The following is a 24529-nucleotide window of genomic DNA, read 5'->3' on the forward strand; positions in this document are numbered from 1 at the left end:
TGTAAACTATATTGACTATTACAACAACAAACGAATTAAGGTAAAACTAAAAGGACTTAGTCCTGTGCAATACAGGACTAAATCCTTAACTTAAATTATTTGTCTAACTTTTTGGGGTCAGTACAAAGTATGGGAGTTCCATTTCCCTTTTATCCCTTCATACACCACATCAGAGGGTGAATTTAGTACCAAACATTGAACGTCATTAAAAATGTTCTCCTCAGCTAAAACTAACTCTGCTCCCTTAGAACGTCCATAGATTCCAATTCTTTCACTATCTACTTGATGATGCTGACGTAGATAATCCTTTGCTTCCACAAGGCACTCTAAAGGAATACGTTCCAAATGTTTTGGCAACCCCTCTAAACCAAAGTAGGCAACTGCTAGGCAAATATAACCTCTAGAAGATAGAAGCTGAGCTATATTCTGTGCCTTTTCAATCCTTCCTTCACTACCGCTCACAATAATCAATGCTGGTGCTTTTATTGCCTTTTGATCATAAAAGAGTCTCCCTTGAAAATGTTTCCCATAAATATCTTGATGACTAATTTGCAAACTCATGTAATGTCTTGTGAAAGTTCTCTCTGCGACGACAGTATTACCTTGTATAATTTTGATTTCCACAAAAAAGTGATCTAATAAGGGAATTTTAGAAAGAGAGTTTGGAAGTTTCTTTTTCCTATTGGTCAAGGGCTTAGCATTAAAGAATAACCCCATTGTTGCAATATCTTCATAAGAGCCAGAACAAGATGGAGTTTGTGAAATATCAATAATACCATTCTTATCTGATACAAAAGTCGCTGTTGATTTCCATAAAACATTATGAGCTAAAAGCATAGGAGCATTGATACAATAATAATCAGTTAGGTACATCTCGACTCGATATGTTTCTCTTGGTTTTAAGCCATTGATGACAATATTAAAAGATTCGTCTGCTAACTCAGACTCTGAGATCAGTTCAATTTGTATATTCATATCTTCCTCTTTTTTGTTAATGTGATTAACAATGTAGTTTTAAAATTACCGTGATTTTTACCACGGTAATTCTCGCCATACCTGTTCAACATCATCCATCAGTTTCATAACTATTTGAAGGTCCTCATCACTATAGTTTCTTAAAACTGAAAAAATGGCTTTTTCAATATGTTCTTGCTGCTCTTTATGGATGTTAAAAACTTCAACCCCTTTTTTGGATAATATCAGATATTTATTTTTTTCATTATCCTGTACAAATTCAAAAGTAACGAGGTCTTTCTTGGTTAAACGTCTAACACTCTGAGTAATAGCGCTCCTTGATACTTCAAGTAACTCAGATAATTTCACTAGATTCACAGGCTGATTCCGACCTATTAGATCAATCAAATGGACTTCATTAATAGTGATTGATTTATCAATACTATTCCTATGCTGATCCTTTTTCAACCGTTCAAAGTCTAAAATAAAGCTGTTAAAACGATTATTAAACTTATGCAGTTCTTTCTTATTCATAGCTTCCTTCTTTTTGTTAATGATATTAACAAAATATCGTTTTCTTGTCAAGAAGAGTCAAAAATCCTCCAGAACTTAGCTCTGAAGGACTTTTAAATTTATTTCGTTACGATATTTACAAGCTTGGTTGGCTCAAACAGTTTGGGAAACTGTTTGAGGTTGGAAATCAGCAAATAAATTGGTTATTTTACAACAATATTAACCAATTTATTTGGTACCGCAATCACTTTCACAATTTCTTTGCCATCAATCTCTGCTTTGACTTTGTCGTCAGCCAGAGCGACTTCTTGCAATTCTTCGCGTGAAAGGTCTTTTGCGACCATGAGTTTGGCACGGACTTTACCTTTGATTTGAACGACGATTTCGATTTCGTCTTCAACCAATTTACTTTCGTCCCATGTTGGCCAAGCCACATAAGAGATAGACTCGCCTGTTGCTGTGACTGTTTGCCAGAGTTCTTCTGCCAAGTGAGGCGCAAATGGAGCGATCAATTGGATAAAGCCTTTGGCGTAGTCTACATAAAGTTTATCTTCCTTGTTAGCCGCATTGACAAAGACCATGAGCTGAGCAATGGCTGTGTTGAATTTCATAGACTCAATTTGCTCAGTGACAGCCTTAACAGTTTCGTTGTAAACCTTGTCTAGAGCGCCATTGTTTTCCGCAACGATTTCTTTGGTAGTGATCAAACGGTACACACGGTCGAGGAACTTACGGCTTCCTTCCAGACCTTCTTCAGACCAAGCAATAGAAGCATCGAGTGGTCCCATGAACATTTCATAGACACGAAGGGTATCGGCACCGTATTGTTCCACCACATCGTCTGGGTTGACCACATTCTTGAGGGATTTAGACATCTTAGCTGGTGCTTGCTCCAACTCTTCCCCTGTTTCCACATGGAAGAAGGAACCGTCACGTTTTTCAACCTTGTCAGTTGCCACAAGCGCGCCACGGTGGTCACGATAGCTTGTTCCCAAGATCATTCCTTGGTTAAAGAGTTTTTGGAATGGCTCCTTAGTTGGAACGACACCTAAATCATAGAGGAACTTGTGCCAGAAACGAGCGTAAAGCAAGTGAAGCACGGCATGTTCTGCACCACCTACGTAGATATCGACTGGCAACCATTGTTTGAGGAGGTCCTCATCAGCCAATTTCTCTGTGTTGTGTGGATCGATATAGCGGAGGTAGTACCAACTTGAACCGGCCCATTGTGGCATCGTATTGGTTTCACGACGACCTTTGACGCCATCTTCACGAGTCACTTCCAGCCAGTCGGTCAAGTTAGCTAGTGGGCTTTCCCCAGTACCTGAAGGGCGGATGTCCTTAGTTACTGGCAAGACAAGTGGGAGGTCACTTTCTGGAACAGCTGTTGAAGTGCCGTCTTCCCAATGAATGATTGGGATTGGTTCACCCCAGTAACGTTGACGGCTAAAGAGCCAGTCACGGAGACGGTAGGTAACTTTTTCTTGACCGAAGCCTTTTTCTTCCAACCAAGCCACGATTTTAGCAATTGCTTCTTCTTTGTTAAGACCGTTCAAGAAGTCTGAGTTGACGTGAAGGCCATCTTCTGTGTAAGCAGCTTCTGCTACATTTCCACCTTCCAACACTTCTACAATTGGAAGTCCGAATTGTTTAGCAAATTCCCAGTCACGTTGGTCGTGAGCTGGAACAGCCATTACCGCACCTGTACCATAGCTAGCAAGAACGTAGTCCGCAATCCAGATTGGAATTTCTTTACCGTTGACAGGGTTGATAGCATAAGCACCAGTCCAAACCCCTGTTTTTTCCTTAGCAAGGTCTGTACGAGCCAAGTCTGATTTAAGGCTGGCTTGGTGTTTGTAGTCCGCTACAGCTTGGGCCTGTTCTGGACTTGTGATAGCATCTACCAAGTCATGCTCAGGAGCCAAAACAGTGAAGGTCGCACCAAAAAGGGTGTCAGGACGAGTGGTAAAGACTGTGAATTCCTTGTCTGTCCCTTTTACCTTGAAAGTGACATTGGCACCAGTTGATTTCCCGATCCAGTTGCGTTGCATGTCCTTGATAGACTCTGGCCAGTCAAGGTCATCCAAGTCATTGAGCAAGCGCTCTGCATAGGCAGTGATTTTAAGCATCCATTGGCGCATTGGTTTACGGACAACTGGATAGCCACCACGCTCAGATGTTCCATCTGGAAGTACTTCTTCGTTGGCGATAGCTGTTCCCAATTCTTCCACCCAGTTGACTGGCACTTCTGCTTCATAGGCCAAACCTTTTTCGTAAAGCTTAGTGAAGATCCATTGCGTCCATTTGTAGTAGTTTGGATCTGTTGTGTTGACTTCACGGTCCCAGTCGTATGAGAAGCCAAGCGCATTGATTTGGCGTTTGAAGTTAGCAATGTTTTCTGCCGTGAATTCCGCTGGGTCATTTCCTGTATCCATAGCGTATTGCTCTGCAGGCAAACCAAAAGCATCCCAGCCCATTGGGTGAAGGACGTTGTAGCCTTGTGCACGTTTGAAACGGCTGAGGATATCAGTCGCTGTGTAGCCTTCTGGGTGTCCTACGTGAAGACCCGCTCCAGATGGGTAAGGGAACATGTCAAGCGCATAAAACTTAGGTTTTGAGGCATCTGTTCCTGTCTTAAAAGTGTGATGGTCAGCCCAGTATTTTTGCCACTTAGGCTCGATTTCTTTATGATCGTAAAAACTCATAGCGTCTCTCCAATTTTCGTGATGCTCCTATTATACCATTTTTAGGCGATTTTTAAAGGTTCCGGCAAAGAAAAAGAGACTGGGCAAAAACTGTCCAGCCTTCGATGCTTGATAGAAATAACAGTATGACGCAGTGGTTGATTGGCATCTTTGTTCGCTTTTTAAGCTCCAAAGATGACCTAATCAACTGTGCGGGGGTGGGAAAACGAACTCTTTTCATCCAGTCCGAGTTCTTTCCCACTCCCCCTTCCTGTTTTCGCTAAGAAAAGTCTATTTCACATGCTTTTCAAGTTCTTCTTGCGCTTTTTTATTGGATTTTTCTTTTTCTTTCTTCCATTGTTCACGCGCTTTGTCATAGTCTTTCGCCGCTTCGACCTTGTCTTGAACTTCTAAATACTTATAGTTAAAGGTTTGACCCTTGTGGCCTGTCCAAGCAAAGGCTGCAGAGTATGGTACAGTTTTACGAACGACTGGAGAAGCTCCATCTGAATGGATCGGAATCAAGAGGGCACTATCGGTCAACCAAGCTTGAGCGGCAGCATATTTTTCGTAACGCTTGTTCACATCTTTGGTTTCATTGTGCGCATCTTCGATCAATTGATCATATTCATCAAAACCAGCTGCTTTTGCGGCTGCATTATCCGTACCAGCATCGAATCCAAAGTAAGAATTGGCGTTTTCGCCGGATTTACCACTAGTGATGTCGATGTAAGAAGATGGGTCCGTATAGTCTGGTCCCCAACCCAAGTTATTGTTCAAATCCCAGTCTTGTTGCGAAGCACTTTCAGCAAAGTAGGTAACCCGTTGCAGATCATCCTCAGAAATCATATTCAAATCAATGACAATATTTTCTGCTCCCAATGTAGACTCAACTGATTGTTTAAAGGATTGGGCCTGTTTAATTCCTTCCGTATAAGTAGAAGAAGTTGGAAGGTCCAAATGAATTGGGAATTCAACTCCTTGAGCCTGCAAGTCTGCCTTGGCTTTGGCAAACTCTTCTTTGGCCTTGTTTGGATTGTAGAGGGTGTCTTTTCCATCTGCGACAGAGACCCCTTTCCATTCATCCCCATAAGCTTCCAAGTCTTTTTCTACTGCATCACCAAATTGTTTGCCATCGATTTGGACAAAGTTTGGTGGCGTAAAGGTATTACGGATAACCTTATTGGCACCCGCTTCCCCGTTAGTTTGCGCTACATAAGCCTTGCGGTTGAAGGCAAACATAATGGCTTGACGGAAGTCTTTATTTAAGATTGCTTTCTTAGTTGAAGTCTTTTGAGCATCAGTAGTCTTCTTTGTGATTTCATAAGCCTGACGGTCAATATTGAAGGAAAGATTATAGGTTGAGGAACCTTGGTCAGTAAAGACGATATCGTCCTTATGCTTCTTCTCTACACTCTTAAAGTTGGAACCATTTGGGAAAACACGGGCAACTGTATAGTCGCCGTTATCAAACCCACGAATCAAGGATTCTGAGTCTTGTCCATCATAATAGGTCAGCTTCACTTTACTGATCTTAACATTATCTGCATCCCAGTATGTTGGGTTCTTTTCCAATATCGCAGAAGATTTAGAAGTGATGGACTTGATCAAATAAGGACCGCAGTAGAGGATACTAGATGGAGAAGTTCCTTGACCATAGTCATCTCCTTTAGATTTCAGGAATTCTTCATTGACTGGCATCAAGATCCCCATCGTAGTCTTAGAATTCCAGAAACTTTCTGGTTGGCTCAAGGTATATTGAACGGTATAATCATCAATAGCCTTTACTCCAACAGTTGAGAAATCAGATGTTTTCCCTGATACATAATCATCCAAGCCTTTGACAGATTTTTGGACCAAGTAAATCGCTTGTGATTTCTTGTCTGCCGCGTGTTTGAGACCTGTGACAAAGTCTTGGGCTTTGACTTCTCCATATTCTTCCCCTTCAGAAGTCATCCATTTGACCCCTTTACGGAGTTTATAAGTATAGGTCAAGCCATCCTTGGAAACAGTCCAGTCTTTAGCAAGCGATGGGATCAAGTTCCCGTACTTGTCCACTTCCAACAAGCCATCTATCGCATTTCCTGTAAACTCGGAAGTCGATTTTTTATTAGAAATCGAGTAGTCTAAGGTATCTGGATCCTGGGTATAGACATAGCTATAGGTCTGACCACCAGAGCTAGTAGATTTCCCTCCTGAGCAGGCTGCCAGTACACCAGCTGATAAAAGCAGAGCGCTGGTCGCTAAGAGTACCTTCCCTTTGTTCATATAAATCACCTCATTGTAAAAAATGTTATACTCAATTTAAATTATAGCACTTTCTAGGGAAATGTAAACGCTTTTACTGCGAAATTATTCTATTTTTCCTTTATTTTTTCAATTTCTACTTTTTCTAAAATTTTTTCAAGTTGAATCCCTGGCCTGTATGATATAATGGAATCTATGAATTATGTGAGACATTTACACAAACGACTAAAACGCAGCCTCTTGTCCCTCCTTGTAGGAGTCTTGACATTAGGCCCTATTTCCACTGCTTTTGCGGATGACATCTACCAGCAAGAAGATGTCATGAAAATCGCAGCTGATGCTGGACTGGTATTGGACGATTTTTACAAGCCTAAGGCTGACATCGTCATCGACGCCAATACTGGAGCCATTTTGTACGGAGACAATATCGACACGGTCCGGGACTCCGGAAGCATGGCCAAACTCATGAGTGCCTATGTGGTCTTTCGGGCCCTTAAGGAAGGCAAGATCAAATATGATACCGTGGTCACAGCAACAGAGGCAGACCAAGCCATCTCGGAAAACAATCTGTTAAGTAACTCACCTATTGTAGCTGGTGTTGACTACAAGGTATCTGAATTGATCAAGATGCTCTTTGTTCCATCTTCTAGTGCGGCCGTGATTATGCTCGCCAACGCCGTCACTGACAATGATCCCGATAAGTTTTTGGACTTAATGAATCAGTACGCACAAGAAATGGGGATGAGCCATACAAAATGGCACAATCCAAATGGGGCGATGATTTCGGTCCTTCAGGGCTACTACAATCCTCAGCGCTACGATGTCAATGCCAATAACGAAATTACAGCGCGGGACATGTCTATTCTGGCTTATCACATCGTAAACGACCTGCCAGAAATGTTGGAATACACCAAGCAAGCTCATACTACCATCATGGAAGGTACCCCCTACGAGCAAAGCTATGATAACTACAATACTTCCCTCGAAGGTGGAAAGTTCGCCCTTAAAGGAACAGATGGACTCAAAACTGGATCCAGCCCGACTGCTGACTACAACTACACCGCGACAACCAAGCGGGGGAAACAGCGGATTATCGAAGTCATTTTGGGGGTTGGAAACTACGATGTCGAGATCGCCGAAAGTTACCGCAATCAAATCGGGAATACCTTGGCTGAGAAAATGTTCGCAGACTACCAGTATAAAAAAATCCTTTCTGCAGGCGATCATACCATCGACGGGAAGACAATTCACTTGAAGCAAGACTTCTATGCGACCGTTAAGAAGGGGACGAAGCCAGCCCTTAAACTGGAAGACAACCGCCTAGTCGTTCAGAACGGCTTGCAACAGGTATCTCCAAGTATTAAAGCGGGAGTGGCCGTAAGTGAGTCTAAAACAACGACCTCTAGCAGTAAAAGCAAGGGACTCGATGTTATGTGGCTCTTCTGCTTCCTGCCTGCCGGAATTTTATACCTGATCTTTAAACAAACCGATCCAAAAAGAAGAAAATAGAAAAAGAACTCCCATTACCATAAGGTATGGGAGTTCTTGGTTTGTCGACAAAGTCATCTTAGAAACTTTCCTTAGGTGAGTACGGACGTCAGCGAACTTCGAAGAAGTTCCATGACTTAGTTTTGGACCTAAAGTTCCAAAACTCCCGAGTGCTAGAAACAATCGTGTTTCTAGCACTTTTCTCACGGCGGAAAGTTCCTAAGCATTTTTTAATGAGCCTTAAAAAGTATCTAATTTTAATTTTTTAGGCATCCATTAGTTTGTTTGATGTAAAAAATCAGTTTGTCTACATTATCTGTGAATGACAGATATTGATTTAGTCTAAACCTTGAACGTAGGCATCTACTGCTACGATGGCTTGGGCAATATCAGAAGCCTTCACTTCAAATGGCATTTGATGGATGGTTTCTCCTTCGATGGTGGCCTGTTGGCCAACCTTGAGAAGATCTTCATAACTTGCAGTTTCAAGATGCATTTCTTTCAGAGTGGTTGGCATACCGATTTGTTGATAGAAACGAATGTATTTATTCAATTCTTCCTTAGGACGGTTTTCTAAGAACAATTGAACTAACGTTCCGTAGGCTACTTTTTCACCGTGAGTCAAATGGTGGATGTCCCCAGTAAGGGCTGTAAAGCCATTATGGATGGCATGGGCAGCTGCTAATCCACCACTTTCAAACCCAATACCACTAAGAAGGGTATTGGCTTCAATGATGTTTTCAAGAGCAGGGGTTACGACTTTGGCTTCACAAGCAGCCATGGCTTGGAGTCCATCAGCAAATAAGGTTTCTTCACAACGTTGTGCAATGGCGACACCCGCTAAGGTTTGTCGTTGACCCAACATGGTTTTTCCATTGGCTTGCATTACCGCACGCGCTTCGACCCAAGTCGCTAATCCATCTGCGATTCCAGAAGCGAGCAAACGTTTTGGTGCTTGAGAGATGACTTTGCTATCCACCAAGACCAATTCTGGGTTTTTAGAATAGAAAATATAGCGAGCAAAGGCACCTTCATCCGTGTAGATAACTGACAAAGCGGAAACGGGAGCATCTGTAGAGGCAATGGTAGGGGCAATCACAACTGGTGATTTTAAAAGATCGGCAATAGCTTTCGCACTATCGATGGTCTTTCCTCCACCAAGTCCAATGACCAAATCACAGCCATTTTCTTCTGCCAAACTAACCACACGATTGATTTCGTTATCAGAAGCTTCTCCATTAAAGAAGACTGGCAAGACTGTAAATCCATACCGAAGGAGATATTTTTCAAATCGTTCTCCTACGATTTCATAGACTACTGAGTCGCATAGTAATACAGGATGACTCCCCAGTTCTAAAATAGGTTTTGCATTTTCAAATAAGGCATTTTCCCCTTGAATGTAACGTGACGGACTTGCAAAATTTCTCATATACTCCTCCTTTATCAAATTATATTCTGATGATGAATAGCTGACCAATCATTTGCAAAATCATTCACCGCTTTTTCAATTGACGGCATTCCAAAAGCCGCTTCAAAGACATCAGCCCCAGCAGTGATAGCTTGTGCCCCTTCTTTGAATGCTCGATTGACTTGACCGACATTCTTAAAGGATGCTGCTAGAATTTTGCTTGATGAATGATTTTTTTCGATTGAATCTGCCAATTGTGCTATTACCTGTGCTGAATCAATATTCAAGTTCTCCATTCGATTATAATAGGGAGCAAGGTAATCTGCGCCTGCTTCAATAGCCAAAAGACCTTGAAATACAGTATAAATTGCGGTTGCAGTAATTTTATAACCTTCTGATTTTAATGTTTTGATAGCTGCCAACCCCTCAGGAGTAACCGGAACTTTAATAAAAACATTTCCGCCACATTCTTGTCGAATTTTCGCAGCATCTTTTAAAATACCGTCATAATCTTTCGCAACAACTTGCACATGGATAGAAGGAGCTTCACCAATGATCTCCCGAACCTCATGAATCCGTTTAAAGAAATCGATTTCTCCTTCTTTTTTGGCAATTGTTGGGTTAGAGGTTACCCCAGCAAGAGGTAACACTCGAGCCCATTTTTTTATTTCATTTATATTTAAAGTATCAAGCATAAATTCCATATACATACCTCTTTACTATAGAGTATGCTCTGTCCGTCCAATAATATCATCTTGTGTAGCTCTTGATAGTACATTGAAGAAAGCTGAGTAGCCTGCAACACGTACAATTAAGTCACGGTGTTTTTCCGGATGTTTTTGAGCATCTAATAACGTTTCTCTAGAAACCACATTATATTGAATATGGTATCCATGTAGACGATTAAAGAACGTACGGAGTAAAGCAATAAGTTTTAATTTATCTTCTTCTTTGGCTAAAGTTTGTGGGTTTACTTTTTGGTTCAGTAAAACACCACCAACTATTTCATCTGTTGGCAATTTAGAAACTGATTTTAGAACAGATGTTGGGCCATGTTGGTCCATATTGTGGGATGGAGAGCATCCTTCTGCTAGTGGAGTTCCAGCATTACGACCGTCCGGAGTAGCTAATGTTCCACGACCTTGTCCTACATTGGCTGAAATAGAAGATGTACCTGAGTAACGGATACCACCGATTGGCCCACGTCCATAGCGAGTATTTGGATATTTAGCAATTTCATCCACATAAATATCGTATGCTTCTCGAACTAAGCTGTCTGCATAGTCATCATCGTTTCCATACTTCGGTGCATCATGGATAAGCATCTCTTGGATTTCTTTTCCACGTTCGCCCTCGTAATCGGTTTCCAGAGCATGCCATAGCTCTTGTGGTGTTAAGCGCCCTTCTTCAAATACCAGTTTCTTGATCGCTGCAAGCGAATCGGATAAGTTTGCAATACCCACTTGTAAACCAGAAATATAATCGTAGACAGCCCCACCTTCTTTTAGGTGTTTTCCACGTCCAATACAGTCATCTGTCAAAGCTGAACAGAGGATATCTGGCACTTCTCTTTCAAGAGATAGGTCGATAGAGTTTTCTACGATCACACTCATGCGGGTTAAGTGGCGTAAGGTCTTGTCCCATGCTGTTTGCAATTCATCGAAGCTCTTCATGTCTTTAAAATGACCAAAGCTTGGTGCAAAGCGCTTGCCAGAAGCAGGATCGATTCCGTCATTCATCGTAATGAGCAAAACTTTAGGGAAGTTCATATAACTCATACCTGTACAGCGATATCCCCACTTACCTGGAACAGCTGTTTCTACACAACCAATTGCACTGTAATCATAAGCATCTTCTTCAAGCACGCCTTTTGAAATAAAGGATGGAATAATGATCTCATCATTATTGAAAGCAGGCATACCGAATCCGAGCTTCATAACTTCAATACATTCGTTCATGAAGCGGGCATCCAAACCAGCATGGTAACGAACAGTTAAGTTTGGTTGAGGAAGGTGAGTTTGAGCAACAGACTTCAACACTAAATAAGACAATGGGTTAACAGCGTCTTTCTTATCACGCGTTTGACCACCAATCGTAACATTTTGATAAAGCGGACTACCTGCAGATGAGAAGGTATGTGCTTGACTACGTACTTTGTTAATTGTAATAGTCTTAATCCAAAGGTTGGTCAAGCGTTCAACAATACTCTCTTCAGTTTCCCGTCCACTTTCCAAATCAGCTTTAACGTATGGATACATATATTGGTCAAAACGGCCATATGAAAGTGAGTGTCCATTTGATTCAATCTGAAGAATACATTGGATAAACCAAACAGACTGAACAGCCTCTGCAAATGTACTTGCAGGCTCGTATGGAACTTTTGAGCAAATCTCTGCAATTTCAAGCAATTCCTTCTTACGTTCAGGAGTTGCTGTCTCAGCAAGTTGTTTAGCAAGTTCAACAAATCGTTGAGCATAGGTCTTAACAGCATCAACTACGATAAAGATAGAATCGTAAAAATGGTACTTATCAATGCTAGCTGGATCCGTTAGATCTAGGGCTGCTTTAGCTTGGCGGGCTCTTTCTTCAAAACCTTTCAAGCCATATTGCAATAATTTTTGATAATTGACTGCTAAGTGGGCATCTCCTGAATTCATCTTCCCTTCCATACCGAAGAATCCTGTTTCCATATAGACAGATACTTCTTCAGGTAGAAGAGCTCCAGCTCTTGCACGTAAGTTATTATTTTCCCAGAACGGTGCGATACTACGGAGCTGCTCTTTCGTTTCTTCCGTAATATAGAAGACGTCACCATCCCGCTTTTCAAAAAGATCCAATTCCTTCAGAACGAACTCTAAAGTATATTCTGGGAAGATCGGAGCATCTTTATTAGAGGATGCTTGGTTTCCAGCAATCATGGATTCATCCTCAATATAGATTGTCATATTTTCAAGAATCTCTTTCAACATATAGGCACGTTTAAGAACATTTGGTTGTTCCTTATAACGATCATATGCCTTAGTTGCAAGAACGGCACGTTCAGCGTCGATATAAGGCTTCTTGTTTAAGACATCTTCACGATACTTATTCATGCGTTCAGTGAGGCTTCCAAAATATTCTGTTTTAATGCTTGTACTTGCTACTTCTACTTGTTTCATTTTTTCAAAACCTTTCTTTTGAAATTATTTTGTTTTCTTTCGTAACTATAGTAGCATTAAATTTTACGAATTTCAATGAATTATGGATAATACCTATAAATTCTATTCTAGTCGCACATCTGTGCACTCCTAATAAACGCACTATTTTTCAGCTTGTAATTCGTTGTTATAGGCAAGATTATCTTGGAATTTGAAGAATGGGAAATATACGACAGTCGAGGTTGCAAGAACCAGCACTTGAACGAAAGCACCTTGCCAACCTCCAACCATAAATCCAGAAATAATGGCTGGTGTACTCCAAGGAAGGGTCACACCTGAGAATGGATGCATGAACCCAATAGCAATTGAAGTATAAACAATTATCGCTGCTAAAATTGGAACGATAATAAATGGAAGGAACATCACTGGGTTCATTACAATTGGGAAGCCAAATACGACGGGTTCATTAACATTGAAGATTGCAGGAAAAGCTGCAACTTTCCCAAGTGCCTTATATTGTTTTGACTTAGCAGCAAATAACATAGCAATAACCAAACCAAAGGTTATACCTGATCCAGACAAAATAAGGAAACTATCTAGGAATTGTTGAGTTACAATGTGAGCACCATTTTCAACGGATAGCTTCCCAGCTGCCAACATTGATTTATTGGCATCCAGGTTAGAAAGTAGCAAGGCTGTTACTACACCATTGACAACTGATTGTCCGTGCACACCAAACCACCACAAGAACGAAATAAAGAAGGCAATTCCAATCGCTCCGTAAAGTGATCCTGTTAGACCTTGTAGAGGAACCTGAATGACATCATAGATCATTTCAATGAAAGTACCGCCACTTGTCACTACTTTTGATACGATATAGACAATCATTGATAGTAAGAAAATCACGAAAGCAGGAATCATCGCTTCAAATTGTTTGGCAATGGCTTGAGGTACTTGTTCTGGCATTTTAATAACAATGTGTCTTTGGATAAACACAGTATAAATCGCACCAACTACCAGACCTATAATAATAGCCCCGATAATCCCTTGACCACCAAACCATACTTTTGCAATGGCATCACCAATTGGTTCTCCCTTAGCTGGTACATAAGAAGATTTTAACAAGATAAAGTATGAAGATAGGGACAAAACTCCTGCTGGCAAGGGTTCTACTCCACTGTTTTTAGCATATGAATAACCAATGGAGAAGCATGAAATTAAGCCCATGATGGCGAATGTTCCTGAATAAACCTGCATAAATGGCTCTGTCCACGTATCGCCAAATACACTAGCAATAGCCTGATTAAGGCCTTCAAATGGTAATTGCCCAATAATCAGGAACAAACTACCAACTACCGTTAATGGAAGGATCGCTAACATCCCATCTTTAAGAGCAATAATTCCTTTCAAGTTTACAAACCGCATGATTGGAGCGATAATTTTCTGAGAATTAAAATTAGACATGGGAAGCCTCCTTATTTTTCTCCTAGCAATTCTAGAGCTAGATTTAGTACTTTCTTACCATCCAACATCCCATAATCTGCCATAGGGATGACAGCAATAGGAATATGGTTTGCCTCACAAATCGCTTTTGATTTATCCAAAGTATAAGCTACTTGAGGGCCCAACAAAGCGACATCGATTTCAGGAGCAAAATCTGCTAATTTCGCTTGAGAATAGGCATCGATTTCAGCATCAATCCCTAATTCCTTAGCCGCCACCTTCATATTATTTACCAACATTCCTGTTGAAAATCCTGCTGCACAAAACAATCCAATTTTCATCTTCTTTTCCTCCTTATTGTTTCGCTGAAAGTTCTTTACGTAAGTCAATCATTTCTTTGATCAAGTTAATCTCTGTGATTGAAGTCATTAAGTGATCTTGTGAGTGCACAAACAAAGCTGTAATCTCTGTCTTTGTCCCACCTGCTTCCTGGGCTAAAAATTGTGTTTGCAAGTTATGCGCTTCTAGCAATGCTGCATCTGCTTTCGCAATTTCGTCTTCAGAAGATGTAAAATCGCCCTCCTTAGCATATGATAAAGCTTGGTAAATATGCTGTTTAGCATCACCCGCATTTAAAATCAATCCCATAATAATTTGGTCTGCAACAATTATTTCCATGTGCACTACACTCCTTTATCAATCTACTGAAAGCGCTTTTTCTATTGTCAATATACCATTTATATTTTTGCCGGTCAATAAAAATCACAACATTTGATTATTGTTTTTGTTTTTTGCACATTTGTGCTATTCGACTCAAAAAAATAAGGACTGCATTCCTGCTGTCCTATTTTTTAGTAAATTGCTGATCACCATCTAATTCTAAGACTTTTAAGATCGTTGCTTCATCTGTGACTAAATGATTGATATAGTTGGCTTTCAAAACCGATAAAAGTGCTTTTGCTTTCTGATCACCGTAGGCTAAAGAGATGGTGTTTGGTACCTCTCTCAATTCCTCCAATGTGATAGATATTGTTCTTTCCTGTAATTCAGGATAAACGGGGATACCTTCTTGATCAAAGAAACGACAGCATACTTCTCCTACAGCATGTTCTGACTCCAATTTCTTAAAATCATTTGATGTCAGCATATCAAACCACTGAGGATTCTTGCTATCTGCATAGCCACCAATCCCTACAGCCGCAACATCCAAACAACGCCAACTAGCTTTCAAATCCTCAAAATACTTAGAAGATAAGATGCCTTCCGTCACCTCAGAATTTTCTTGAATGACACTCGCGTTTATAAAATGACATTCCCCATGAAATTTACTCGCCATACTGTAGATCAGCGTATTGACATGGTAGCGAGCATGAATATGACTGGGACCTCCAGCTAGGGGATAAAACTGTACACCATCCAAGCGCTTCGTTCCAACTTGTTCTACCATTAATCTGAGAGACTTGCCCCATGAAAATCCGACTGTCATTCCATCTTCAATCAAATTACGAAGCATGACCGCACTTGCTTGCGCCAGTCGCTTTTCAAGGCTTTCTCGAGGTTCATCAACTAGATTCGGTATAATCTCGATAGCTTTTAAGCCATATTTTTGTTTGATATAATTTTCTAAACGGAAGAGGCGAGTATCAAAGTTTTCGATTTCAATTTTTACTACGCCCTCTTTCTTGGCCTCTGCTAGCATTCTGCTGACAGTTGTACGGTAGATTCCAGTTTCTGCTGCGATTTGCGATTGACTTTTGTCTTCAACATAGTATAGATAGGCTAATTTAGCAAGTAACTTTTTCCGTTCATCTTTCAATTGGCTTCTCCTTCTTATACTAAAGTTAAAATTGTTTGTGAATCCTCAAGTTTTTCTTTCGCTTCTTGAGATATATTCTTATCTGTTATGACTCTCGAAACTTGTGAAAGTGCAAATCGTCTGACAGTTCCACATTTCCCAAATTTACTTGAATCTGTTAAGACAATCACTTCTTTAGAAACATCGGACATAGCTTGAACAACTTCACTTCTCATCATATCTTTCCCAGTAAAGCCAAGTTCGTCATCATATCCGTCTACCCCTACAAAAGCAAAGGGAACTCTAAACGAGCGGATTAATTCTTTCAAAAGCGGACCTACAGTCACTCTCGATTCTTTTTGAAATTCACCACCAAGTAGGATGATTTTACAAGAATCATATTCCTGAATATAATCTGCAATAAAGTAAGAATTTGTCACAATCTTGACATTCTTTTTTGTTTGGCAAATTTCTTCCGCTAACAAGGCACATGTAGAGCCCGATTCAATCAAAACCGTGTCGTTATCCTTAATTAATTTAGCAGCTTCCCTGGCTATTCTTTTCTTGGTATCATATTGAAAGGACAGTCGAACATTGATATCATCTCCACTATTTAAAACAGCATAGCCGTGTTCTCTATGCAATAATCCTTTGGATTCTAGCTTGTCCAAATCCTTTCGAATGGTCACTTTAGAGACTTGTAATTTCTCAGACAAACTATTAACATCAATCTTTTCAAATTCCGATACTAATTTCAATATTTCATCTAAACGTTGCATTGTTTTTACCTCTTCTCTATTTTAGCAAATTTCCGAGTGAATTCAAAACAAAATAAACTTTCGTTCGTAATTGAATTAGTTTCTTAAATAATGTATAATGGACTTACTAGATTGATAGGAGAGCAAAAATATGGAACAAAATCGCGGCATAATCTTTAATATCCAACACTTTAGTATCCATGATGGCCCTGGAATCCGAACTACTGTATTTTTAAAAGGATGTCCCCTACGTTGTCCATGGTGCTCCAATCCTGAATCCCAGCGTGCAAATCCTGAAAAAATGTTGGATGCTGTTACTAAAAAGGAAACCATCACAGGAGAAGAAAAAACAGTTACCGAGATCATAGATGATGTCTTAAAAGACGTTGACTTCTACGAAGAATCTGGTGGTGGCCTTACCCTGTCTGGTGGAGAAATCTTCGCTCAATTTGAATTTGCCAAAGCTATCTTAAAAGCTGCGAAAGAAGTTGGACTTCATACTGCAATCGAAACGACAGCTTTTGTTGAACATGAGAAATTTGTCGATCTCATTCAGTATGTTGATTTTATTTATACAGACCTTAAACATTACAATACACTTAAACATAAGAAGGTTGTCGGAGTCAACAATCATCTGATTATTAAAAATATTCATTATGCCTTTACTCAAAACAAAACAATCGTTTTACGTATTCCAGTCATTCCTAATTTCAATGACTCTTTAACTGATGCTGAAGAATTTGCTTCCCTTTTTAATTCTCTCAACATCGATGAAGTACAACTTCTCCCATTTCACCAGTTTGGAGAAAACAAATACAAGCTTTTAGGACGTCGCTATGAAATGGAAGGAATAAAAGCTCTGCATCCAGAAGATTTATATGACTACCAGCAAGTTTTTTTAGATCATGACATTCACTGTTATTTCTAATCCACTCAAAAATCCCCAAAACTAGTTTCAGTAGATTGAAACTTGGCTTTGGGGATTTTTATTTTTTTTACGACCGTCGAGAAAAAGAGAGATTGACTGGTGGGCTGGCCCACATGGTCAATCTCCTATTTTCTTCTCGCTTTTTTTACGGGCTTAGTATCTTAGACTACCAAATGATCACGCGGTCTTCTGGTGCGCGCCACATGCCGTCGCCTTCTTTGACATCAAAGGTTTCAAAGAATTCGTCAAAGTTTGGTAATTGGACATTGGTACGGAGTTTTCCTGGTGCGTGGACATCGACACTTGCGAGAAGTTGCATGTACTCTGTCCGAGCTTTCATGCGCCAGATACGAGCAAAGTTGGTGAAGAATTCTTCTGCTGAGAAATCTTCCTCTTTCTTCGCTGCTTCAAGGGCTGCAGCGATGCCTCCGAGGTCTGCCACGTTTTCAGAAACGGTCAATTTCCCGTTGATCTTGGCACCGTAAGAGTCTTGGCCTTCAAACTGATCGATGACTTTTTGCGTGCGAGCGGTAAAGGCTTCGTAATCTTCTGGTTTCCACCAGTCTTTCAAGCTACCATTTTCATCGAAGGAAGCTCCATTGGTGTCAAAGGCGTGGGAGATTTCATGGGCAATGACTGCACCGATTCCGCCGTAGTTGGCTGATGACGATTGGTGAAGGTCATAGAATGGTGCTTGCAAAATTGCTGCTGGGAAGACGATTTGGTTTTGTTGCGGATCATAGTAGGCATTGACCATATTAGCTGGCATGTGCCACTCACTCCGATCGACTGGTTGGTTCCACTTGCTCCAGCTATGGGCAATGGAAATTTGAGCCAATTTTTGGGCATTTTCTACCAAGTTTTTGCTCTCGTCGATGATCTTTTTGGCGTATGTTTCTGGTAATTTTTCAGGGTATCCGATATGCGGTGTGATGACATTGAGTTTGACAATAGCTTTTTCACGGGTTTCAGGAGCGAGCCAGTCTGCTTTTTCAAGACGATCCTTGTAGACCTCAATCATAGTCGCTACTTTATGCTCTACATCTGCTTTCGCTTCTGGTGAGAATTTTTCACCTGCATACCAGAGTCCAAGCGCTTGGCTATAAGGGCCTTCTGCCAAAGCCAAAGCTGCTTTTTCTTTTGGACGAGGTTCTGGAATCCCTGTAATGGTCCGTCCATACTCACCAGACAAGACACGAATTTCTTCGGTTAAGAAAGACGTCCAATCTAAGGCTGCTCCGAGTTTCAATTTGGCATGAATGGTTTCCCAGTTGGCTGCTGAGTAGTATTTTGGTGCAAATTCCTTCCAGAAACGCTCTTCCGGCACGATGATTTTATCTGGTGTTTGTCCGATGACTTCTGTAAAGAAGGTCTCGAGTGGCAATTCTGGAACCAAGGCTTTGAATTCTGCCCACTCATATGGATGGTAGAGTTTGTTGTACTCAGATTTTTCTTCATTTGATAAAACATACTGAGCTAATTCTGCATCCGCCGCGATGACTTTATCCAGGATGTCTTTGATTTCTGCCTCTGAGAATTCAAATTTTGGCAAGAGTTTTTCCATCATCTGACGCCAGATAGCCAGTAACTCTGGGCCTTTTTCGTTGCCTTCTTCATAGTAGGTCGTATCTGGCAAGATAAGAGCAAGAGATTCTCCCCACAAGACATTCATTTGGGCATTCATAAAGTCTGGTGACACGCTAAATGGCATGAGATTTGGTTTGCCAGCTAGTTCATAGGTCCCCAACTTGCTGGTATAGTCTTCAAAAGAAGACAGAGCCTTAATTTCATTGATCAAGGGCATGACTGGTGCCACACCAGCTGCTTCTCGCGCATCAAAATCTGCCACCATTTTATGGTATTTGACAAAGTTTTGCAGAATGCTATCTTCAGGCAATTCTTCTCCTCTTTGCCATTTTCCGGTAATATCCAACATCAAGTTTTCGATATCTTGGATCAAGTCCATAAAACCACCGGTTGACGGTTTGTCATCTGGAATCACAGCTGTCTCAGCCCATGCCCCATTGACGTAATCATAAAAATCATCTTGTAAACGTACCATGATCTTCTCGCTTTCATTCTTTTGTAATAACCTTATCAAAAATAGGAACTTTTTTCAATGATTTCAAGAGAATTAAGTTGAATTATTTTAAAAATTAACTTGACTTAACTTTTTATTCATGTATAATTATTTTAAAAATTAACTTGACTTAATTTTTTTATTCATGTATATTAATAGTAAAGGAGCAAAATCATGATTCAAATTGAACATCTCAGTGTTGCTTACCAGCAAACACTGGCCTTGGAGGATCTTTCCCTCACCATCCAGGGTCCAACCATCCTAGGAATTCTTGGACCCAATGGAGCAGGAAAATCAACCCTGATCAAGGCCATGCTAGGTCTTCTCCCTCATTCGGGAAAAGTCCAGCTCGATCAAAAAGATCTCAGCCAAGTTCTTCAACGGGTGGCCTACGTCGAACAGAAATCCGCTATTGATTTCCACTTCCCCATCACGGTGAGAGAGTGTATCTCACTGGGTCTTTATCCCCACCTTTCTATCTTCAAGCGAAAAAGCAAAGAGGATCTCCAAAAAGTGGAAAATGCCTTGAAACTTGTCAATCTTCTTGATCTAGCGGATCGCCAGATTGGCCAACTTTCAGGAGGGCAATTCCAACGGGTCCTGATCGCCCGCTGCTTGGTCCAAGAAGCAGATGTCATCTTTTTGGATGAGCCCTTTGTAGGGATTGACTCCGTTAGCGAAGACATCATTATGCAGACACTAAAAACCTTGAAAAAAGAAGGCAAGACCATCCTGATCGTCCATCACGACCTCAGCAAGGTCCCAGCTTACTTTGACCAAGTCCTCCTCCTTCATCGTAAACTGATTGCATTTGGGAAAACAGAGGAAACCTTTACCAAAGAAAATCTGCATGCAGCCTATGGGCATGAACTCTTTATAGGAGGTGGCGTCGGATGATTACAGAATTTATCGATGGATTACAGCAATTCCACTTCTTACAGAATGCCCTGATCACAGCCATCGCCATCGGGATTGTCGCTGGAGCCGTTGGATGCTTCATTATTTTAAGAGGCATGTCTCTCATGGGAGACGCTATCTCACACGCAGTTCTTCCTGGTGTGGCTCTCTCCTTTATCCTGGGCATCAATTTCTTTATTGGCGCTATTGTCTTTGGCCTCCTGGCGTCCGTCCTTATCACCTATATCAAGAGCAACTCCATCATCAAGAGCGACACTGCAATTGGGATTACCTTTTCTTCTTTCCTCGCCTTAGGAGTCATCCTGATTGGAGTCGCTAAAAGTTCCACCGACCTTTTCCACATCCTCTTTGGGAATATCTTGGCCGTCCAAGACCGGGATATGTGGATAACCATCGGTGTTGGTGCTGCGGTCTTGCTGGTGATTGTCCTACTCTTTCGACCCTTACTGCTCACATCTTTTGATCCTGTTCTGGCTCAATCCATGGGCGTCCGGGTCAAGGTCTATCACTACCTCCTTATGGTGCTCTTGACCTTGGTTTCTGTCACTGCTATGCAGAGTGTCGGAACCATTCTCATCGTCGCCATGCTCATTACACCCGCTGCGACGGCCTATCTCTATACCAATAGTCTCTGGTCCATGATGCTCCTTTCATCCGGATTAGGTGCTCTTGCATCCATCCTGGGACTCTTTATTGGCTATAGCTTAAACATCGCCGTCGGGTCTTGTATTGTCCTCACTTCTGCTGTCTTCTTTCTCATCAGCTTCTTTATCGCTCCTAAGCAGAGAAAGAATAAGCACGCTCTTTCATCTCATTAAAGGAGAAACACATGAAAAAAACCGCTTCTATCCTCGCCCTCTTTGTGGCGCTCTTATTTGGTCTGTTGGCCTGTAGCAAAGGCTCTTCTTCTGGAGCTTCTGGTAAATTGAAAGTGGTCACCACCAATTCAATCCTTGCAGATATAACTAAAAATATTGCTGAGGATAAGATCGATCTGCACAGTATCGTTCCTGTCGGCAAAGATCCTCACGAGTACGAACCGCTTCCAGAAGATGTCAAAAAGACTTCGCAAGCAGACCTCATCTTCTACAACGGGATCAACCTCGAAACCGGTGGCAATGCTTGGTTTACTAAATTGGTCAAAAATGCCAATAAAGTTGAAAACAAAGACTATTTCGCAGCTAGCGACGGAGTCGACGTCATCTACTTGGAAGGCCAAAACCAAGCTGGAAAAGAAGACCCTCACGCTTGGCTCAATCTCGAAAACGGGATCCTCTACGCTAAAAACATTGCCAAACAATTGATCGCAAAAGATCCCAAAAATAAGGACTTCTACGAAAAAAATCTAGCAGCCTATACTGAAAAACTTAGTAAGCTCGACCAAGAAGCCAAACAAAAATTCAACAATATCCCAGAAGAGAAGAAGATGATTGTAACCAGTGAAGGCTGCTTCAAGTACTTCTCCAAAGCCTACGGCGTCCCATCTGCCTATATCTGGGAAATCAATACGGAAGAAGAAGGGACACCTGACCAAATCAAAACGCTGGTAGAAAAGCTCCGGCAAACCAAAGTACCGGCCCTCTTTGTCGAATCCAGTGTCGATGAGCGTCCTATGAAAACTGTGTCTAAGGATACCAATATCCCGATCTATGCAAAGATCTTCACTGACTCGATTGCCAAAGAAGGAGAAAAGGGCGATAGCTACTACAGCATGATGAAGTGGAACTTAGACAAGATCGCAGAAGGATTGAGTCAGTAGACCATTCAGATTTCTAAACAAATCAGTGGTCCCTCCACCGGTATTGCGGTACAATAAAAACAAAAAAGGAGTCTTTTTATGGCAACATTTTTAGGAAACCCTGTGACCTTTACCGGATCTCAACTTCAAGTAGGGGAAATGGCCCATGATTTTTCATTGATCACTCCAGCTCTTGAGAAGAAATCTTTAGCTGATTTCGCTGGCAAGAAAAAAGTCCTCAGCATCATCCCATCCATCGACACAGGGATCTGTTCGATGCAAACACGTCACTTCAACAAGACCTTATCGGACTTGGAAGACACTGTCGTCTTGACGGTCTCTGTCGACCTTCCTTTTGCTCAAGGTAAATGGTGCGCTGCTGAAGGGCTCGACAATGCTATCATGCTCTCAGACTACTACGACCATTCCTTCGGAAAAGCCTACGGTCTCTTGATCAATGAATGGCACTTGCTCGCACGCGCTGTCTTGGTCTTAGATGCAGACAACAAGGTGACTTACGTTGAGTACCTCGACAACATCAACAGCGAACCAAATTACGACGCTGCAATCGAAGCCGTCAAGGCACTTGGGTAAACGAAAAAGAGGTCTGCGACCTCTTTTTGTCTGCTATAAAATCCGATGGAGCCCATTCTGGAGGAGGACCCGCCAGCGTAAGCGAGGGATGCCTCTGAGGAAACTTCGCACGCGCTGTGCCACTTGTTGCTTGTAGCTCTTGCCTCCTTGTGCAAAGACTCCTTTTCGACTCCAGTAGCCTTGCTCTCCTCGGTCATTCTTCGGAGCTAGATAGCGAACATCTTGCTGATAGAGGACATGCTTGCGAAAGGCTGGATCCCAAGCTTTGACGGGGTCAATATCTAAGTCCTTATGGATCCGTCCCCTAGCCAGCCCGTAGTTAAAACTAGCCCCATTGACAATGCCATTTTCATAAACTTCTACTGGATCGACTTCATTGAGAAAATGCCCGGCTTGATCGAGAATATACTCCGTATGGAAATTTAACAAGACCTTGAAATTGACTTGTTGGGAGGCCCCTGATGGATAATGAAGGTGACCATCTGGCCCTAGGGAGACCTTATTGTGAAGGCGGGCAGCCGCATAAGCATCCACCGTGACCGCTCTAGCCTTTTGTATGTAAGCTTGTAAGGCCTCCTCGTCAGTCTGTCCAGCTCTGGCCTCATGCGTCCGAATCCACTGGGCTTGGTAACTTGAAAGTAGGTAGCGCAACTGGTGAACCTGGCGTTTCAAGAGCTGATCTCCTGACTGATCTGCTAAGGGATCCTTTTCAAAGGCCACCTGCACGACGCGTGAAAAAGCCTTCCAAAAATCGGAACCTGGCGGACAATCTGGAGCCATCCTACTCAGAAGAAAGGCTGTTTCTTCACAAGTTCCGGACAGGTCACTTGGCATAAGAAGAATTTTCATGACTCCCCTCAGCAAGTCTTGGGCAGCCGTTTCCGTTAGATCCTTGATCTCTTGAAACCACATATTTTGAAACAGAGGACTGGCAAAGAAAAAGACAGACTGGTATTGTTCTTGGTAGGCTTGTGGATCTTTCAATCCCTGCAAGTGCTTCTCTAGATAGGCTAAACTACTCTCTCTCCAGCCTAATCTCACTAATTCCCGTCTGTTCATGATGCCGTCCTTTCTATGCTTCTATACTACCATCTTTTGGAGCTTGAGACAATTCTCATTACTCCACTAGCGTTTTTGAAGATTTTTTTGATATACTAGAAGTGAGCGAAGAAAAGAGGAAAGCATGACACCAAACAAAGAAGATTACCTCAAGTGCATTTATGAAATTGGCACAGAAGTAGACAAAATCAGTAACAAGGAAATCGCGAGTCGCATGCAGGTCTCTCCACCCGCTGTGTCCGAGATGATTAAGCGCATGGTCTCTGAGGGCCTCTTGGTGAAAGATAAAACCCATGGGTATCTACTAACGGATCTAGGATCGCAGTTGGTCTCTGATCTCTACCGCAAGCACCGCTTGATCGAAGTATTTCTTCTGGAAAAACTTGACTATACAACTGAAGAAGTCCATGAAGAGGCAGAAGTTCTCGAGCATACCGTTTCTGAACATTTCATTGACCAGCTGGATCACATGCTTGGAACTCCTAAGACCTGCCCTCACGGTGGGACAATTCCAAAGAAAGGCGAAAGGCTTGTCGAAGCCTACCAAGACCGTCTCAGCGAAGCGACCCAACCTGGTCTGTATATTCTGCAAAGGGTCCATGACACCTATGAATTGCTAAAATTCTTAGACCAGATCCATCTCCAGATTGGGAATACTATCGCGTTTCAACGGTATGATGACTACACAGGCCTCTATCACTTAGTCATCCATGGACAAGAAATTTCTATCAACCAAGTGATCGCCCAACAACTCTATATCGAAAAACATGCAGTCTAATCCGACT

The 24529-nt window shown here is 41.7% G+C and carries 21 protein-coding genes and 1 pseudogene; 8 read left to right on the forward strand and 14 right to left on the reverse strand.

Translation table 11 applies throughout. The annotated features are described in order from the left end of the window. Positions 1-94 (forward strand): IS3 family transposase (locus PCY11_RS08555; protein ID WP_301362698.1); only part of this gene is annotated, 94 nt, incomplete at its 5' end. Between the two features lie 32 nt (positions 95-126). Here PCY11_RS08555 and PCY11_RS08560 read toward each other — a convergent pair. From PCY11_RS08560 to PCY11_RS08575, 4 genes and pseudogenes are all read right to left on the reverse strand, one after another. Next, a pseudogene (locus PCY11_RS08560) lies at positions 127-975 on the reverse strand (acyl-CoA thioesterase/BAAT N-terminal domain-containing protein); the annotation flags it as partial. Positions 976-1032: 57 nt separating this feature from the next. Then, entirely contained in the window at positions 1033-1488 is a 456-nt protein-coding gene (locus tag PCY11_RS08565) for a MarR family transcriptional regulator (RefSeq protein WP_070845834.1), read from the reverse strand. Positions 1489-1670: 182 nt separating this feature from the next. Further along, the gene (gene leuS, locus PCY11_RS08570; protein ID WP_301362684.1) at positions 1671-4172 is read right to left on the reverse strand and encodes a leucine--tRNA ligase; all 2502 of its coding nucleotides are present in this window, start codon (positions 4170-4172) and stop codon (positions 1671-1673) included. A 270-nt stretch (positions 4173-4442) separates the two neighbouring features. Beyond that, positions 4443-6419, reverse strand: coding sequence for a peptide ABC transporter substrate-binding protein (locus PCY11_RS08575; protein ID WP_301362686.1), 1977 nt, complete (start codon positions 6417-6419; stop codon positions 4443-4445). 165 nt (positions 6420-6584) lie between these two features. Between PCY11_RS08575 and PCY11_RS08580 the strand changes: the two genes are divergently transcribed. Further along, a complete protein-coding gene (locus PCY11_RS08580; protein WP_070845840.1) occupies positions 6585-7907 on the forward strand; it encodes a DUF1958 domain-containing protein in 1323 nt (440 codons plus the stop codon). A 316-nt stretch (positions 7908-8223) separates the two neighbouring features. On the opposite strand, the gene PCY11_RS08585 is transcribed toward PCY11_RS08580, so the two are convergent. From PCY11_RS08585 to PCY11_RS08620, 8 genes are all read right to left on the reverse strand, one after another. Beyond that, positions 8224-9315, reverse strand: coding sequence for a glycerol dehydrogenase (locus PCY11_RS08585; protein ID WP_049506401.1), 1092 nt, complete (start codon positions 9313-9315; stop codon positions 8224-8226). A 14-nt stretch (positions 9316-9329) separates the two neighbouring features. Continuing rightward, positions 9330-9998, reverse strand: a complete 669-nt coding sequence (locus tag PCY11_RS08590) for a fructose-6-phosphate aldolase (protein ID WP_301362687.1) — start codon at positions 9996-9998, stop codon at positions 9330-9332. 15 nt (positions 9999-10013) lie between these two features. Next, entirely contained in the window at positions 10014-12452 is a 2439-nt protein-coding gene (locus PCY11_RS08595; RefSeq protein ID WP_023027619.1) for a glycyl radical protein, read from the reverse strand. Positions 12453-12593: 141 nt separating this feature from the next. Continuing rightward, the gene (locus tag PCY11_RS08600) at positions 12594-13895 is read right to left on the reverse strand and encodes a PTS sugar transporter subunit IIC (RefSeq protein ID WP_247926293.1); all 1302 of its coding nucleotides are present in this window, start codon (positions 13893-13895) and stop codon (positions 12594-12596) included. Between the two features lie 11 nt (positions 13896-13906). After that, a complete protein-coding gene (locus PCY11_RS08605; RefSeq protein WP_013904534.1) occupies positions 13907-14215 on the reverse strand; it encodes a PTS sugar transporter subunit IIB in 309 nt (102 codons plus the stop codon). Positions 14216-14228: 13 nt separating this feature from the next. Continuing rightward, positions 14229-14552, reverse strand: coding sequence for a PTS lactose/cellobiose transporter subunit IIA (locus PCY11_RS08610; protein ID WP_049486455.1), 324 nt, complete (start codon positions 14550-14552; stop codon positions 14229-14231). A 166-nt stretch (positions 14553-14718) separates the two neighbouring features. After that, positions 14719-15690 carry a sugar-binding transcriptional regulator gene (locus PCY11_RS08615; protein WP_247926292.1) on the reverse strand — a complete coding sequence of 324 codons (972 nt, stop codon included), beginning with the start codon at positions 15688-15690 and terminating at the stop codon, positions 14719-14721. A 14-nt stretch (positions 15691-15704) separates the two neighbouring features. Continuing rightward, the gene (locus PCY11_RS08620) at positions 15705-16448 is read right to left on the reverse strand and encodes a DeoR/GlpR family DNA-binding transcription regulator (RefSeq protein ID WP_048717589.1); all 744 of its coding nucleotides are present in this window, start codon (positions 16446-16448) and stop codon (positions 15705-15707) included. Between the two features lie 130 nt (positions 16449-16578). On the opposite strand from PCY11_RS08620, the gene PCY11_RS08625 reads away from it, so the two are divergent. Further along, entirely contained in the window at positions 16579-17355 is a 777-nt protein-coding gene (locus PCY11_RS08625) for a glycyl-radical enzyme activating protein (RefSeq protein ID WP_301362690.1), read from the forward strand. Positions 17356-17521: 166 nt separating this feature from the next. On the opposite strand, the gene PCY11_RS08630 is transcribed toward PCY11_RS08625, so the two are convergent. Next, positions 17522-19417 (reverse strand): M13 family metallopeptidase, encoded by a 1896-nt coding sequence (locus tag PCY11_RS08630; protein ID WP_301362692.1) that lies wholly within the window; start codon positions 19415-19417, stop codon positions 17522-17524. Between the two features lie 192 nt (positions 19418-19609). On the opposite strand from PCY11_RS08630, the gene PCY11_RS08635 reads away from it, so the two are divergent. The 4 genes from PCY11_RS08635 to tpx all read left to right on the forward strand — a co-directional run bounded on the left by PCY11_RS08635 (position 19610) and on the right by tpx (position 22685). After that, positions 19610-20332 (forward strand): metal ABC transporter ATP-binding protein, encoded by a 723-nt coding sequence (locus tag PCY11_RS08635; protein WP_003004103.1) that lies wholly within the window; start codon positions 19610-19612, stop codon positions 20330-20332. Beyond that, on the forward strand, positions 20329-21171 hold the full coding sequence (locus PCY11_RS08640) for a metal ABC transporter permease (RefSeq protein WP_003004302.1): 843 nt from the start codon (positions 20329-20331) through the stop codon (positions 21169-21171). The genes PCY11_RS08635 and PCY11_RS08640 overlap by 4 nt, the downstream gene beginning before the upstream one ends. Positions 21172-21182: 11 nt before the next feature. Next, on the forward strand, positions 21183-22112 hold the full coding sequence (gene fimA / locus PCY11_RS08645; protein WP_023919586.1) for a metal ABC transporter substrate-binding lipoprotein/fibrin-binding adhesin FimA: 930 nt from the start codon (positions 21183-21185) through the stop codon (positions 22110-22112). 78 nt (positions 22113-22190) lie between these two features. Next, complete coding sequence (gene tpx, locus PCY11_RS08650; protein ID WP_003004242.1) at positions 22191-22685, forward strand: thiol peroxidase; 495 nt, start codon at positions 22191-22193, stop codon at positions 22683-22685. A gap of 33 nt (positions 22686-22718) precedes the next feature. On the opposite strand, the gene PCY11_RS08655 is transcribed toward tpx, so the two are convergent. Beyond that, positions 22719-23744 (reverse strand): DUF3114 domain-containing protein, encoded by a 1026-nt coding sequence (locus PCY11_RS08655; RefSeq protein ID WP_003004435.1) that lies wholly within the window; start codon positions 23742-23744, stop codon positions 22719-22721. Positions 23745-23868: 124 nt separating this feature from the next. Between PCY11_RS08655 and PCY11_RS08660 the strand changes: the two genes are divergently transcribed. Beyond that, entirely contained in the window at positions 23869-24522 is a 654-nt protein-coding gene (locus PCY11_RS08660) for a metal-dependent transcriptional regulator (protein ID WP_003004464.1), read from the forward strand. Positions 24523-24529: the final 7 nt, after the last annotated feature.

It is taken from the genome of Streptococcus sp. SP8, assembly GCF_030440045.1.
In the GTDB taxonomy this organism is placed as follows: Bacteria; Bacillota; Bacilli; order Lactobacillales; family Streptococcaceae; genus Streptococcus; species Streptococcus parasanguinis_I.

What these genes read in the sequence shown, in the direction of transcription:
- PCY11_RS08610 (WP_049486455.1), bottom strand. Translation starts at nt 14,552, where the DNA reads ATGGAAATAATTGTTGCAGACCAAATTATTATGGGATTGATTTTAAAT.
- PCY11_RS08575 (WP_301362686.1), bottom strand. Translation starts at nt 6,419, where the DNA reads ATGAACAAAGGGAAGGTACTCTTAGCGACCAGCGCTCTGCTTTTATCA.
- PCY11_RS08580 (WP_070845840.1), top strand. Translation starts at nt 6,585, where the DNA reads ATGGAATCTATGAATTATGTGAGACATTTACACAAACGACTAAAACGC.
- PCY11_RS08605 (WP_013904534.1), bottom strand. Translation starts at nt 14,215, where the DNA reads ATGAAAATTGGATTGTTTTGTGCAGCAGGATTTTCAACAGGAATGTTG.
- PCY11_RS08590 (WP_301362687.1), bottom strand. Translation starts at nt 9,998, where the DNA reads ATGGAATTTATGCTTGATACTTTAAATATAAATGAAATAAAAAAATGG.
- PCY11_RS08625 (WP_301362690.1), top strand. Translation starts at nt 16,579, where the DNA reads ATGGAACAAAATCGCGGCATAATCTTTAATATCCAACACTTTAGTATC.
- leuS (WP_301362684.1), bottom strand. Translation starts at nt 4,172, where the DNA reads ATGAGTTTTTACGATCATAAAGAAATCGAGCCTAAGTGGCAAAAATAC.
- PCY11_RS08630 (WP_301362692.1), bottom strand. Translation starts at nt 19,417, where the DNA reads ATGGTACGTTTACAAGATGATTTTTATGATTACGTCAATGGGGCATGG.
- PCY11_RS08585 (WP_049506401.1), bottom strand. Translation starts at nt 9,315, where the DNA reads ATGAGAAATTTTGCAAGTCCGTCACGTTACATTCAAGGGGAAAATGCC.
- PCY11_RS08635 (WP_003004103.1), top strand. Translation starts at nt 19,610, where the DNA reads ATGATTCAAATTGAACATCTCAGTGTTGCTTACCAGCAAACACTGGCC.
- PCY11_RS08640 (WP_003004302.1), top strand. Translation starts at nt 20,329, where the DNA reads ATGATTACAGAATTTATCGATGGATTACAGCAATTCCACTTCTTACAG.
- PCY11_RS08620 (WP_048717589.1), bottom strand. Translation starts at nt 16,448, where the DNA reads ATGCAACGTTTAGATGAAATATTGAAATTAGTATCGGAATTTGAAAAG.
- PCY11_RS08655 (WP_003004435.1), bottom strand. Translation starts at nt 23,744, where the DNA reads ATGAACAGACGGGAATTAGTGAGATTAGGCTGGAGAGAGAGTAGTTTA.
- PCY11_RS08660 (WP_003004464.1), top strand. Translation starts at nt 23,869, where the DNA reads ATGACACCAAACAAAGAAGATTACCTCAAGTGCATTTATGAAATTGGC.
- fimA (WP_023919586.1), top strand. Translation starts at nt 21,183, where the DNA reads ATGAAAAAAACCGCTTCTATCCTCGCCCTCTTTGTGGCGCTCTTATTT.
- PCY11_RS08565 (WP_070845834.1), bottom strand. Translation starts at nt 1,488, where the DNA reads ATGAATAAGAAAGAACTGCATAAGTTTAATAATCGTTTTAACAGCTTT.
- PCY11_RS08600 (WP_247926293.1), bottom strand. Translation starts at nt 13,895, where the DNA reads ATGTCTAATTTTAATTCTCAGAAAATTATCGCTCCAATCATGCGGTTT.
- PCY11_RS08595 (WP_023027619.1), bottom strand. Translation starts at nt 12,452, where the DNA reads ATGAAACAAGTAGAAGTAGCAAGTACAAGCATTAAAACAGAATATTTT.
- tpx (WP_003004242.1), top strand. Translation starts at nt 22,191, where the DNA reads ATGGCAACATTTTTAGGAAACCCTGTGACCTTTACCGGATCTCAACTT.